The 11,925-nt window shown below is 60.3% G+C and carries 13 protein-coding genes; 5 read left to right on the plus strand and 8 right to left on the minus strand.

Annotated elements, in window-relative coordinates; translation table 11 throughout:
• Positions 1 to 13: 13 nt before the first annotated feature.
• The 6 genes from ACQ7C1_RS23795 to epmA form a co-directional block, all read right to left on the minus strand.
• Positions 14 to 991 carry a DUF1839 family protein gene (locus ACQ7C1_RS23795; RefSeq protein ID WP_430960021.1) on the minus strand — a complete coding sequence of 326 codons (978 nt, stop codon included), beginning with the start codon at positions 989 to 991 and terminating at the stop codon, positions 14 to 16.
• Positions 982 to 1,890: an amino acid--[acyl-carrier-protein] ligase gene (locus ACQ7C1_RS23800; RefSeq protein WP_430960022.1), complete on the minus strand. Its 909-nt coding sequence runs from the start codon at positions 1,888 to 1,890 to the stop codon at positions 982 to 984. The genes ACQ7C1_RS23795 and ACQ7C1_RS23800 overlap by 10 nt, the downstream gene beginning before the upstream one ends.
• A gap of 4 nt (positions 1,891 to 1,894) precedes the next feature.
• Positions 1,895 to 3,076 carry an acyl-CoA dehydrogenase family protein gene (locus ACQ7C1_RS23805; protein ID WP_430960023.1) on the minus strand — a complete coding sequence of 394 codons (1,182 nt, stop codon included), beginning with the start codon at positions 3,074 to 3,076 and terminating at the stop codon, positions 1,895 to 1,897.
• Entirely contained in the window at positions 3,076 to 3,327 is a 252-nt protein-coding gene (locus ACQ7C1_RS23810; protein ID WP_430960024.1) for an acyl carrier protein, read from the minus strand. The genes ACQ7C1_RS23805 and ACQ7C1_RS23810 overlap by 1 nt, the downstream gene beginning before the upstream one ends.
• Before the next feature lie 263 nt (positions 3,328 to 3,590).
• On the minus strand, positions 3,591 to 4,643 hold the full coding sequence (locus ACQ7C1_RS23815; RefSeq protein ID WP_430960025.1) for a lysine-2,3-aminomutase-like protein: 1,053 nt from the start codon (positions 4,641 to 4,643) through the stop codon (positions 3,591 to 3,593).
• Positions 4,640 to 5,701 carry an EF-P lysine aminoacylase EpmA gene (gene epmA, locus ACQ7C1_RS23820; RefSeq protein ID WP_430960026.1) on the minus strand — a complete coding sequence of 354 codons (1,062 nt, stop codon included), beginning with the start codon at positions 5,699 to 5,701 and terminating at the stop codon, positions 4,640 to 4,642. Before epmA ends, ACQ7C1_RS23815 begins: the two co-directional genes overlap by 4 nt.
• A gap of 147 nt (positions 5,702 to 5,848) precedes the next feature.
• Here epmA and efp point away from each other — a divergent pair, with 147 nt between their 5' ends.
• On the plus strand, positions 5,849 to 6,418 hold the full coding sequence (gene efp, locus ACQ7C1_RS23825; protein WP_064696465.1) for an elongation factor P: 570 nt from the start codon (positions 5,849 to 5,851) through the stop codon (positions 6,416 to 6,418).
• A 123-nt stretch (positions 6,419 to 6,541) separates the two neighbouring features.
• Here the strand turns inward: efp and ACQ7C1_RS23830 are convergent, their stop codons facing one another.
• Positions 6,542 to 7,216 (minus strand): GntR family transcriptional regulator, encoded by a 675-nt coding sequence (locus ACQ7C1_RS23830; RefSeq protein ID WP_430960027.1) that lies wholly within the window; start codon positions 7,214 to 7,216, stop codon positions 6,542 to 6,544.
• Positions 7,217 to 7,360: 144 nt separating this feature from the next.
• On the opposite strand from ACQ7C1_RS23830, the gene ACQ7C1_RS23835 reads away from it, so the two are divergent.
• The 4 genes from ACQ7C1_RS23835 to ACQ7C1_RS23850 all read left to right on the plus strand — a co-directional run bounded on the left by ACQ7C1_RS23835 (position 7,361) and on the right by ACQ7C1_RS23850 (position 11,135).
• Complete coding sequence (locus ACQ7C1_RS23835; protein WP_430960028.1) at positions 7,361 to 8,287, plus strand: substrate-binding periplasmic protein; 927 nt, start codon at positions 7,361 to 7,363, stop codon at positions 8,285 to 8,287.
• 9 nt (positions 8,288 to 8,296) lie between these two features.
• The gene (locus ACQ7C1_RS23840; RefSeq protein ID WP_430960029.1) at positions 8,297 to 9,040 is read left to right on the plus strand and encodes an amino acid ABC transporter permease; all 744 of its coding nucleotides are present in this window, start codon (positions 8,297 to 8,299) and stop codon (positions 9,038 to 9,040) included.
• Positions 9,041 to 9,043: 3 nt separating this feature from the next.
• Complete coding sequence (locus tag ACQ7C1_RS23845; RefSeq protein ID WP_430960030.1) at positions 9,044 to 9,844, plus strand: amino acid ABC transporter ATP-binding protein; 801 nt, start codon at positions 9,044 to 9,046, stop codon at positions 9,842 to 9,844.
• A 94-nt stretch (positions 9,845 to 9,938) separates the two neighbouring features.
• Complete coding sequence (locus ACQ7C1_RS23850; protein ID WP_430960031.1) at positions 9,939 to 11,135, plus strand: NAD(P)/FAD-dependent oxidoreductase; 1,197 nt, start codon at positions 9,939 to 9,941, stop codon at positions 11,133 to 11,135.
• 49 nt (positions 11,136 to 11,184) lie between these two features.
• On the opposite strand, the gene ACQ7C1_RS23855 is transcribed toward ACQ7C1_RS23850, so the two are convergent.
• Complete coding sequence (locus ACQ7C1_RS23855; protein ID WP_430960032.1) at positions 11,185 to 11,913, minus strand: SIS domain-containing protein; 729 nt, start codon at positions 11,911 to 11,913, stop codon at positions 11,185 to 11,187.
• Between the last annotated feature and the right edge of the window lie 12 nt (positions 11,914 to 11,925).

Consider the following 11,925-nt stretch of genomic DNA (forward strand, 5'->3'; position numbering starts at 1 on the left):
CTGATCTCCGGCCTCAGATTCGCTCCGCAAGCGATGCCATCATGGAATCCCATGCATCGGCGGCGGGATCAAGTGCCGCCTGCAGCGGCTCGAACTTCCTGCGGGCGACAGCGCGGGCAAGCTGGAACTGCACGGATTTCGCCGCGTCGGAAATGCGCCGGGCATCCTCGGCGGCGGCCGTAAATTCGGGAGAGAGCCAGACCAGGTGATCAGCCGACAGCTCGAAATTGGCGCCCACCTGACGGAGTGTGTTGAAGGCATATTTGTGGAAGAAGCCGAACGGCCGTTCCGCCACCGCTTCCACCTGCTGAGGGAAGACGCGGGCGAAGGCGCGGATCGGGTTTTGGCGGGGGCGCCTTGCGAAGTGAAAACCGGCAAGCCGCCGCGCGGTCGCGCGAAGATGCGCTTCATCGGCGGGCTTTTCCGGAAACCGTGCAAATTCCGTATAGGGCAGGAAGGGTGGGTCGTTCTCCGTCAGATGCTGCTGGAACAGCCCATCGAAATCCTCGCCTTCGAGGCGGAAATAGCCGGCATTGTGGAAATACTCAACGCGCTTTGCCGCAACATCAAGCCGGTTGACCGCAACCGTCGTCTTGCCATGCTCCTGCCGGTAGGCGGTGCCGCGCGTATCCGGCATATAGAAGGAATCCATCTCGATCAGGCACAGACGACCGCGCGCGATCTGGACTTCGACATGCCGTTCGACACGGTCGTAGATCGCAAGCTCGGTCGCGCGGATGCCGTAGAGCGCTTCGAGATCTTCGAGCGGCACCTTGAAGAAGGTGAACTGGTCGCCCTCGAAATCCTGCGCCAGGGTGAAACCCAGCATCGCCTCAGGTGCAACGCCCGCCGTCGCCAGCACCTCGATCCAGAGATCGACATAGCAGTTGGTTTCCGGCCAGGCACGTTCGCCGGAATGCAGCGCGTGCTGCCGGTAGCTTTCCGGTCTGATCCCCGGGAAAACCGATGCCATCGAGTTCATCAGCCCCATAGCGCTTTCCGCACGCTGGCCGGCCATTCCTTCACGTCGAGCCCGTGATGATGGAAGAGGGCGAGCGCGATACGCTCCAGGCCGAAGCCGACGCAGGCGGTGTGCGCGACGCTGCCGTCTTCCAGATTGAGACCCCACTTCAGGCCGAAGGAATCCTGGTGATAGTTGAAGCTCATGCAGGCCGTCGGCTTGGCAACTGAGGTAATCGGGATAAGCAGCTCGAACTTCAGGTTCTGGTCACGCTGGTTGTTGACCATCATCTTGCCGGCACGGCCGAAGAACGGGTCGTTGGCGACATCGATGGTCACATCGAGGCCGAGTTGCTTCATCATCTCGACACCGCGATCCATCCATTTCTGACGGAAATCGGTGACGTGCTGCTCCGTTCCCATGCAGACATATTCGCGCATGCGGAACAGCTGTTGGCGGGCCGGATCCTTGGACGGCTCGTGACGGAAACAATAGGATTGCAGATCGAACAGGCCGCCCGTCTTCGGCAGGTTGCCGCGCTTGGCGACCGTTGGATAAAGCGGGTAGCAGGCGGCCGGCGTCAGCACGATATCGGTCGCCTGTTGGCCCGCGGTCCAGTCCTCACCGACTTCCATGCACTGCAGCAGGCTCATATGATCGAGCTCGCTGCCGCAGAAACTGTGTACCGTGCCGGCAAGCTGCGGGAAGCTTTTCATGTAACCGCTCTTTTCGAAGAGCGCGCGGTTCATGCCGGGCGGGAAACGCATCGCCTCAGCGCCGTCGGCGCCGCCGAAAGCATCGATCAGCCGTTCGAAAGCGGTGATGACATCTTCGAACTGGCCGCTGCGGCCATAGAGACCATCAACGCCGGTATCGATCAGCAGGCCGGACTCGAAGAGCCGGTCCAGGAACGAGGTCTGCATATCCATGACTTTACCCCAGTAGGCTAGTGTCCTGCTTGTGGACGAGAAGCATGCTCGACGTGTTGCCGAGAATGCGATCGTTCGAGATCATGAGCTGTGCGGAATGGGCGTCGCGCAGATGCCGACCGAGGCTGAAGGGCGTGCCATTCTTGTAGCCCATGATGCCGCAGATCAGCATGGCATGGTTGACAATCTCCAGGATCGTCTCGGACGAGGCGATCTTGACGTTGTTCATCGCCACCGCAAAGCCCATCGAGGACAGCCGGTCCGGATCTGACTTGGCGTCTTCATAAGCCTTCAATCCGGCAACCACGTTGGATTTCACCATCTGCAGCAGGTTCGAGACTTCGGCGAGGCGCAGGGCGCCGGGCGGCTGTGCATCGGGGGCCTTGCGGGCAGCGGCGCGCACAAAGGCCTGGGCGCGGGCAACAGCATCGACCGCGATGCCGTACCAGACGCCGCTCCAGAGCAGATGCGAGGAAGCGAGCATGGATTGCGCCGCAATCTCGGCGAATGGCTTCGGCAGGATCTGCCGCGCTGGCGCTTGGCCTTTGAAGAGGAAGCCGTCGGAGCAGGTGCCACGCATGCCGAGCGTATTCCAGACATGCGTTTTCTCGAGCGTGTACTGGTCCTTGAGGAAGGCCGTCAGCACTTGATCGGAGGATGCCGCCTGCGCGTGGGCGCGCGAAGTGATGAGAATGGCGTCGGCATGCGAGCCATAGGAAATGACGGTCGCATCCTTTTCGAGACGGCAGAGATCGCCATCGATCTCGATCGCGCAAATGCTGTTGCGCAGGTTGCCGCCGATGCCGCCTTCGGTGGTGGCCGACGCGATCAGCAGTTGTTCTGCTGCGATGCCGCGCATGAAGCCGCAATGCCATTCGCTGTCGGCGCCGTGTTCAACGAGGCTGGACAGCTTGATATGGTGCATGGCGAAGACCATGGCGCTTGCGGCACAGGCTTGGCCGAGCATCGAGCACAACTCGGCGATTTGGGTGATCGAGGCCGATTCACCGCCGAGCTGGCGCGGCACCTGAATGCCGAGCAGCCTCTCGGCCTTCATCGCATCCACGGCTTCCCTGGGGAAGCGGCCTTCGATGTCGACGGCATCCGCATGTCTCGCCGCAACTTCGGCGACACGGGTGACCCTTGCGACAAGACCGTCCTCTATGATCTTGACGGGGAAGTTCATCAGGCGACCTTCCGACCATCCTGGATGATATCGACCGTCTTGGCGATGGCCGAGATGCTCGCGAAGGATTTGCGGTTCAGCAGACTGTCGGGAAATTCGATGTCGAACGCCTCTTCAATGCCGAGCATCAGCTGCACCGAGGCAAAGGACGTCAGACCTGCCGCATAAAGATCGGCGTCGTCGGCGATCTGGTCAACCGGCGTAGGAAGTTTGCCGAATTTGGCTACGAGGTCGCGGATTGTCTTATTCATCCCATCACTCCAAGGTTCTCATGATCCCGAACCGGCGTTCATCGCCTTGTCATGAGCGTCCTTTTAGTGCGGAAAACAGAACATTCCGCTAACAGGTTGGGTTAAAGATGATGGGTCCTCATAGTTAGGATTTTAACGATCCTTCCGGTGACGGCAGGAATATTCATTTTACATCAATGAGCTAAGATCATTTCAATGGAAATGCTCGACGCGGCTTCCGACGCGGCGAGTACAGATATGATACGCAAAAGCGCGACCTCGGGTCAGTCAGCCGGCGGATAGGAATGCTCGCCGCCGCGGTAATCCGAGATGGAATAACACCCGTCGCCCGTCGTCCGAACAGTGCTTCCGCTGACAACGGCTTTACCATGGCCGCCCGGGATGTCGAGAATGTAAGTCGGCTGGCAGAGGCCGGAAATCCGTCCGCGCAGCGCCGCGACGATCCTCTGCCCCTCGTCGATCGTCAGTCTGAAATGGCTGGTGCCGGGCGCCAGATCGGGATGATGGAGGTAGTAAGGTTTGACGCGGATTTCGACGAAAGCCTTCATCAGTTCGGCAAGAATCGCAGGGTCGTCGTTGATACCCTTGAGCAGCACCGATTGGCTGACCATCGCGATGCCGGCATCGACCAAGCGCGCGCAGGCCGCCCGCGCTTCCATCGTCAACTCTCTGACATGGTTGGCGTGCAGCGCCACATAGATCGTCTTGCCACTTGCCTTCAGCGCGGCAATGAGCGCCGCATCGATTTTCTCCGGATCGACGACGGGGACGCGCGTATGGAAACGCACGATCTTCACATGGGCAATATCAGCGAGCGCCTCCATGATCTCGCGGAGTCGCCGCGGTGAAAGCACCAGCGGGTCGCCGCCGGTCAGGATGACCTCCCAGATCTCCTGATGACTCCCGATGTAATCGAAGGCTGCCTCCATCGCCGCCGCATCGAGCGTGCCGAGACCCTGCGGCCCGACCATTTCGCGGCGGAAGCAGAAACGGCAATAGACCGGGCAGACATGCACGGCCTTCAGCAGCACCCGGTCCGGGTAACGGTGCACAATGCCCTCGACCGGGCTGTGGGCGTGATCGCCGATCGGATCGGCACGTTCTTCGGGCGCGACAATGAGTTCGGCCGCATCGGGCACGAATTGCCGGCCGATCGGGTCGCTGGGATCGGAGTGATCGATCAGCCTGGTGACGGCAGGCGTCAGCGCGATGGCGTAACGCGCGGCGACCGCCTCGAGCGCTGCGCGGTCGGCAGGCGCGGCAAGCCCCGCCTTCACGAGATCGTCGACGCTCTTGATCTGTTTGACGGCATTCATCTTCCGTACTCCGCAACCGGCGCCCACAGCACCTGGTCGATCCGCGACGCCCCTGTGGCCAGCATCACCAGCCGGTCGAAGCCGAGCGCGATGCCGCTTGCCTCGGGCATCAGCGACAGCGCGGCAAGAAAATCCTCATCGATCGGATAAGTCTCACCATAGATCCGCGCCTTCTCGGCCATTTCGATCTCGAAGCGCCGCCGTTGTTCGCCGGCGTTGGTGAGTTCGCCGAAACCATTGGCAAGCTCGACGCCGCAGGCATAGAGCTCGAAGCGTTCGGCAACCCGGGGGTCGCGCGCCGAGGGACGCGCAAGTGCGGCCTCCGAGACCGGGTATTCGTCGAGAATGGTGATACGGCCGAAGCCAAGATGCGGCTCGATCTTTTCGACCAGCACCCGGCTGAACAGATCAGCCCAGCCATCGTCATCGGCGACGCGCATGCCGACGCGCCTGAGTTCGGCCGCCAGATGCTCGCGATCGGTCGAACCGTCGGCGGCAACGGAGGCAAGAAGATCGATGCCGGCATGCCGATCCAAGGCTTCTGCGACGCTGATCCGCTCCGGCCCGGCGAAGGGATCGCTTTCGCTGCCGCGATAGGAAAGCTTGTCCGTCTTCACCGTTTCGGCCGCGAGCGCCAGAATCCGCACGCTATCCATCATCAGGCTCTCATAGCTTTCACCGGCCCGATACCATTCGAGCATGGTGAATTCTGGATGGTGCAACGGCCCGCGCTCGCGATTGCGATAGACATGGGCAAAACACGAGATGCGCTGTTCGCCCGCAGCAAGCAGCTTCTTGCAGGCGAATTCCGGGGAGGTGTGCAGATAGAACGGCGCCGCCTGACCGTCCGTCGTTATCGCTTGCGTCGCGAAGGCATGCAGATGCGCTTCGTTGCCGGGGGAGACCTGCAGCACCGCCGTGTCGACCTCGATGAAATCCTCGCGCGCGAAAAACCCGCGAAGCGCAGCCTGAATCGCATTGCGCCCGATCAGGAACGGGCGGCGGTCGGCATGCACGGACGGGGTCCACCAGGGAGACGCTTTGGCCGAAAAGTTCATTCCAAGCTTTCTTCGCCGGAGAAGCCGGTATGGGGGTGGCTATTTCCCGGATTTTAGGTTAGTTGCGCCCCCAAAGAAAAACATTTGCGTCTTGGGGCGTCTCGACAGTCCTCTACGACGCCGAAAGCCGAGTTACAAGGAAGTCTTATGGTCAAGGTCATCGCCTCTTCGGTCCGCAAGGGCAACGTTCTCGACGTGGACGGCAAGCTCTACGTCGTTCTCACCGCCCAGAACTTTCATCCGGGCAAGGGCACGCCGGTCACCCAGGTCGACATGCGCCGCATCGTCGACGGCGTGAAGGTCTCCGAACGCTGGCGCACCACCGAACAGGTCGAGCGCGCATTCGTCGAAGACGTCAACTTCCAGTACCTTTATGAAGACGGCGAAGGCTTCCACTTCATGAACCCGGCGACCTACGACCAGGTGGTCGTCAGCGCGGAAACCATGGGCGACCAGAAGGCCTATCTCCAGGAAGGCATGACCTGCATCCTGTCCATCCACGAAGGCATTCCGCTGGCGCTCGAACTGCCCCGCCACGTCACGCTTGAGATCGTCGAGACGGAACCGGTTGTTAAGGGCCAGACGGCATCCTCTTCCTACAAGCCGGCCATGCTCTCTAACGGCATCCGCACCTCGGTTCCGCCGCATATCGATGCCGGCACCCGCGTCGTCATCGCGACGGAAGACAATTCATACGTCGAACGCGCCAAGGATTGATCCTGGTTTTTATCCCTTCAGGAGGCCGGCTCGCTCCGGCCTCTCGCTGAAATGTGGAATCCGAAACCCACTTCCAGCATCAGATCGTTTCGGGCGGCGCATTTGCCAATTCAAAATCCAAATTCAGATTACCTTCCGGACCTCGTCCTCGAAGCTCATGACATGAGCCATCGCGATTTTTTCGGCCTCGTCTGCGTCACCTCTACATACCGCCTCAAGCATAAGGACCTGGTCATGCAAGACATCCTCAAGGCGTGGCACCAGCGTCGGAAACCGCTTCATCGCGACATATAGAATTCTCAGCGACAGATTGTGGTAGTGATCCAGCGTGTCGAACAGGAAAGAGTTCTTCGCCACTTTGTAAATGAAGCGGTGAACCCGGCGATCGAGAGCAAGAATATCTTCCAGCGCCATCGGGCCGGTTGTCTGTTTGAGCTCGTCGATCAGCTGCCGCGCCTCTTGACGTTCGAACTCGCGCAGCCTTTCCGCAGCTAGCCGGGTCGCCCAGGATTCGATCCGTGCCCGCGCCTCATAAACCGCAGTTAGATCGTTGATATCGATCTTGCTGACAAACGTGCCGCGGCGCGCGCTGACGATAACGAAACCATCATATTGCAGACGCTGAAGCGCCTCCCGGACCGGGGTGCGACCGACCTCCATGCGTTTCATAAGGTCGGCTTCCCGCAGAAGCGTGCCCGGAGGAAGCGCTGTCGTAATGATGTCGTCGCGCAGCCGAATATAGGTCCGCTCCGCCAGCGTTGCTTCAGCCGCTTCGTAATCCACTTCGAATGCCGACATATTCAGCGTGTTCCTCTCTGTCCATTTCTGCATAGCTAGAGGCCGTTCCGCCTAGAAAAGGCTCTCAACGAATCTGCTTGACTTCATATAGTGTCTGCATATTCTCAATATATCAGCAATATATAACCACAAAGAGGGGTTCAAATGAAACATGCTGAATTGACTAAAAAATCGCAGGCCAATGGGATCATCGCATTGGCGATCTTGAGTTTGGGGCTGTTTGCGACGGCCGTGCCGCCTGCGGCCAATGCGGACGATCTGGAGCTGATGAAGCCCGGCACGCTCGTCGTTACGGTGCAGCCTTACATGCCCTATACGGCGGTCAAGGATGGGAAGCTCGTCGGGCTCGACAGTGACATCCTGACAGCCATAGCCGATAAGCTCGGCCTCAAGATCGAAATCAACGTCACGGACTTTCCCGGCATGCTGGCTTCCGTCCAGACGCAGCGGGCTGATATAACCATCGGCGGAATCGCATGGTCCGACGCTCGCCAGAAAGTCGGCTTGTTCACGGACCCGCCGTATTATTCGCCGCCGGCCATGGCCGTAAGCGGCACGGCGAGCTTTCCGGATGTCGCGAACCTGGAGGGCAAAAATCTCGGCACCGTCACCGGCTATGTCTGGGCGAAATCCATCGCGCAGGTGCCTAACGCCACACCCCATACGTTCCCGAGCGCCGACGGTGTATTCCAGGATATTTCTGCCGGGCGCCTCGACGTCGGCTTTCTCGATCCACTGCTGATCACCTACCAACAGCAGCAGCGTCCCGACATGAAGGTCCGCATCGAATATCTGAAGCCGCCGACCGACGAACAGGTGGCCACGCATCCCGATTACAAATATTTTCAAGCCTACATGACCGGATTCTACCTTCCAAAGCAGTCGCCGAAGCTTGCCAAGGCTGTTTCCGATCAAATTGACGAGATGTACAAAGATGGGTCGCTTTCGGCTTTGATCACAAAGTGGGGCGGCGATCCCCAGCAGTTCCTCGTTCCGTCGCCCAAGATGGCGGCCCAACGGCGCGGCGTCGACCGACCGGCCGACTGGAACCCGCCTTCCATCGCGAAGTGAGATCAAAGCATGACGGCGTTGTCATCCTTCACCGATATCTTCCAGGTTCCCTGGAATGACTACGTCGGGAACATTGCCGGGGGTCTGCTCAAGACCCTCGGCTATACGGTGGCCAGCTTCATCGGCGCGACGATCCTTGGTCTTCTACTTGCGTTGATGAGGCTCAACCGGCTGCCGCTGGTCCGCGTTCCCGCGGCCTTCTATACGGAGCTTTTTAAAAACGTACCGCTCCTGGCGATCATCTTCCTCACTTACTTCGGCCTGCCCTCCGTAGGCATCAGGCTGGAGGTTTTTGAGGCTGGAGTATTGAGCCTGGTACTCTTCTACGCCGCCTACCTGTCCGAGATCTTTCGGGCAGCTATCGCCGGCGTACACCAAGGCCAGCAAGAGGCGTCTCAAGCTCTCGGGCTAGGGCGAGGCAAGACATTCAGCCATGTCGTCCTGCCACAGGCGGTTCGGCTGGCGCTTCCCGGCACGAACACGATGTTCGTCGACTTGATCAAATCGACCTCGCTGCTTGTGACGATCTCCGCTGCTGAACTGATGACGCAAGCACAGTTGATAGCCTCGGAAACATTCCGGGCGCTTGAAGTGTATCTTGTGATCTCCGCGGCCTATTTCGCCATCTGCTACCCGGTGTCACAATGTCTGCTTCTGCTGGAGCGCAAGATCCATGCCGGCGTGCCATTGTCATTGGCCAGAAGGCGACGGCTCAAATTAGCCAGAACCTATCTCGCCGAGGGGAGAGTCTGACCCATGACGACCACTCCTGCCAAAACCGTCTTCGTGTCAAACCAGCCTGCCGGTCGCCCCGCCGTCAAAATTAGCGGATTGCGCAAGTCTTTCGATGGGCGCCTGGTGCTCGACCGCGTCGATCTCGAGGTTCCTGCCGGCAAAATCATAAGTATCATTGGCCAGAGCGGCGGAGGAAAGACCACCCTCATGCGCTGCGTCAATCTGCTTGAGCGTCCCGATGAGGGAACGATCACCGTCGGCGATGAAACGATCTTCGCCGACGGCCAGGTGACCTGCCGCAACCTTGCGAAGCTTCGGCAGCGCGTCGGCATGGTGTTTCAGCGCTTCAATCTGTTCCCGCATCTGACGGCCGTCGAGAACGTCGTTCTCGCTCAGATGCACGCAGCCGGGATCGGCGAGAAAGAGGCTGTGGAACGGGCCGTGAAACTACTGACGAGAGTGGGCCTTCCCAAACGGGCGATGGCCTATCCCGAACAGATGTCGGGCGGCGAGCAGCAGCGTGTGGCGATCGCACGGGCTCTAGCGCTGGAACCGACGGTGTTGCTGTTCGACGAGCCGACGTCGGCGCTCGACCCCGAATCGACGGGCGAAGTGCTCCGCGTCATGCGGGAATTGGCCGCCGACGGCATGACCATGATCCTGGTCACCCACGAGCTGCCCTTTGCGAAGGAGGTATCGGACTGGGTCGTGTTCATCGACGGTGGTCTTATCATCGAGCAGGGAACCGCCGGAGATGTGCTTGACAGTCCAAGGGAAGCACGCACGGCTGCCTACGTCGCGCGCTACGCTTCCCCAGGCTAGCCTTGATTGACCTGAACCGCTCGGCCGGCCCATGGCGCCGTGGCAGAGTCCGGTTTGCATCAGGCCTCGTTTCTCTAAGGTAAATCCATATCTGATGAACAAGCTCACAACAGATATCGCCGTCATCGGCGGCGGCGTGATCGGCGTTGCAACCGCGCTGCGGCTGCGAGGCGACGGTCACGATGTCGTGGTGATCGAACCCAATAAACCCGGCTCGGGCGCATCTTACGGCAATGCCGGAACGATCGCCGATTATGCAATCATCCCCGTCGGCACGCCCTCCGTCCTCAAAAATCTGGCCTCGCTGCTGCTCAATTCTGACAGCCCGCTATCCATCCGCAAGGCGGCGTTGCCCACGCTGTTTCCTTGGCTCATGCGTTTTGCCTACGAATCCCTCCCTCACAGATACAGAGACAATGCGAGCCGCATCGCCGACCTTCTGTCCGACGCTTCATCCGAATGGCTCGAGCTTGCAGCAGAGATCGGCGCGTCCGCTCTCTTGAGCGCGAAAGGATGCCTCTATCTCTACCAAACGACCGAGGCCTTCAAGGCGGCCGCTTCGGATGTCGAGCTTCGCCGAAACTACGGGATCGCGCAGCAGCTTCTCACCCCCGATGAAGTTCATAGCCTGGAGCCTCGGCTGCCGCAGGCCCACGGCGGCGGGCTTTTCTTTCCGAAAGCGATAAACTTCGCCGATCCTGGCGAGGTCATGAGCGTGATGGAAGCCGCCGCCATACAAGCGGGCGTCGAGTTCGTCCGGGACTCCGTGATATCGATTTCGCGGGAGCGGAACGGGGTGAGGATGATGGCTTCAGCCCACAGCATTCGCGCGCGAGCCGCGGTGATCGCCGCCGGCGCTCATTCCCGCGGTCTGGCTCTGCAGCTCGGAGAGCGCATACCCCTGGACACCGAGCGTGGCTATCATCTGGAATTCGATATGGAAACACCGCCGGTGGAACGACCGGTGTGTCCGACGCATCATGGATTTTACTTTTGCCCGATGCGTGGCCGACTGCGCGTCGCTGGCACCGTGGAACTCGGAGGCCTCACCGCGCCTTCGAACCCAAGGCGCCTCGAAGTGTTGTTGGCAAACGCCCGCAGGATTTTCCCGACGCTTGGTGAACCAAGCCGGAGCTGGATGGGCTTTCGCCCTTCCATGCCCGATTCCGTTCCCGTCATCCGGCCTTCAAGAGGTGGAAGGGACGTCGTGTTTGCTTTTGGACACGGGCATATCGGCTTTACGCTGGCGCCGCGGACAGCCCGCATGGTCAGCTCTATTCTTGCCGCTTGATCGCGTCACGAATCGTGCCTGCGACATCAGCAGGCATTTATCCTCGATCTCACAGATGCGGGTTGCGCGGCCGGTATCTCTTGACGAGCTTCTGGTTGATCTCGGCTGCACCCGGCATGTTGGCGCTGAGATAAACCGGAGCATCGCCGCATTTCGAAAGCTCCGAGGCAACTTCGGCAAAGATCGCATTGATGATGGTCACCCCGACCGCCGTCGAAACCGGTCCGACCCGAAGTCCTGTTCCTTCGAGATCGACAACGGCGTCACCCGGCGGCAATCCGTTGTCGAGCACCACGTCGGCAACGTCGGCGAGCCGGCGGCGACCATTGGCGATCGCCGAGGAATAGGCGATCGACGTGATGGCGATGACCTTTGCGCCGATGTCGCGCGCATAGTCGGCCGCCTCGATCGGCGCGGCGTTCACACCCGAATTGGAGGCGATGATGATAACGTCGCCCGGCTGCATGCCGTAACGCTCCAGCATCGGCCGCACAAGGCCCTGTGTGCGCTCATAGACCGAACTGATGACGGCGCCCTCATGCAGCATGGCGGAGCCGACAAGCACCGGCACGGTGAAGGCGAGCCCGCCGGCGCGGTAGTGCACCTCTTCCGCCAGCATGTGCGAATGGCCGGTGCCGAACACATAGACGCGCTTGTCGTCGCGGGCGGCATCGAGGATGACCGCCGCGGCCTGCGCCATCGGTTCGGCGAGCGCCTGCCTCAACGTCTCCAGCCGGCCGATCAGGTTGGAGAAATAGGCATCGGTAATGTCAGTCATCCCGCTTCTCCT

The organism is Rhizobium sp. Nf11,1 (assembly GCF_050587665.1).
Classification (GTDB): Bacteria; Pseudomonadota; Alphaproteobacteria; order Rhizobiales; family Rhizobiaceae; genus Rhizobium.

Coding starts and splice junctions, on each gene's coding strand:
- ACQ7C1_RS23795 (WP_430960021.1), bottom strand. CDS start 991: ATGGGGCTGATGAACTCGATGGCATCGGTTTTCCCGGGGATCAGACCG.
- ACQ7C1_RS23800 (WP_430960022.1), bottom strand. CDS start 1,890: ATGGATATGCAGACCTCGTTCCTGGACCGGCTCTTCGAGTCCGGCCTG.
- ACQ7C1_RS23805 (WP_430960023.1), bottom strand. CDS start 3,076: ATGAACTTCCCCGTCAAGATCATAGAGGACGGTCTTGTCGCAAGGGTC.
- ACQ7C1_RS23810 (WP_430960024.1), bottom strand. CDS start 3,327: ATGAATAAGACAATCCGCGACCTCGTAGCCAAATTCGGCAAACTTCCT.
- ACQ7C1_RS23815 (WP_430960025.1), bottom strand. CDS start 4,643: ATGAATGCCGTCAAACAGATCAAGAGCGTCGACGATCTCGTGAAGGCG.
- epmA (WP_430960026.1), bottom strand. CDS start 5,701: ATGAACTTTTCGGCCAAAGCGTCTCCCTGGTGGACCCCGTCCGTGCAT.
- efp (WP_064696465.1), top strand. CDS start 5,849: ATGGTCAAGGTCATCGCCTCTTCGGTCCGCAAGGGCAACGTTCTCGAC.
- ACQ7C1_RS23830 (WP_430960027.1), bottom strand. CDS start 7,216: ATGTCGGCATTCGAAGTGGATTACGAAGCGGCTGAAGCAACGCTGGCG.
- ACQ7C1_RS23835 (WP_430960028.1), top strand. CDS start 7,361: ATGAAACATGCTGAATTGACTAAAAAATCGCAGGCCAATGGGATCATC.
- ACQ7C1_RS23840 (WP_430960029.1), top strand. CDS start 8,297: ATGACGGCGTTGTCATCCTTCACCGATATCTTCCAGGTTCCCTGGAAT.
- ACQ7C1_RS23845 (WP_430960030.1), top strand. CDS start 9,044: ATGACGACCACTCCTGCCAAAACCGTCTTCGTGTCAAACCAGCCTGCC.
- ACQ7C1_RS23850 (WP_430960031.1), top strand. CDS start 9,939: ATGAACAAGCTCACAACAGATATCGCCGTCATCGGCGGCGGCGTGATC.
- ACQ7C1_RS23855 (WP_430960032.1), bottom strand. CDS start 11,913: ATGACTGACATTACCGATGCCTATTTCTCCAACCTGATCGGCCGGCTG.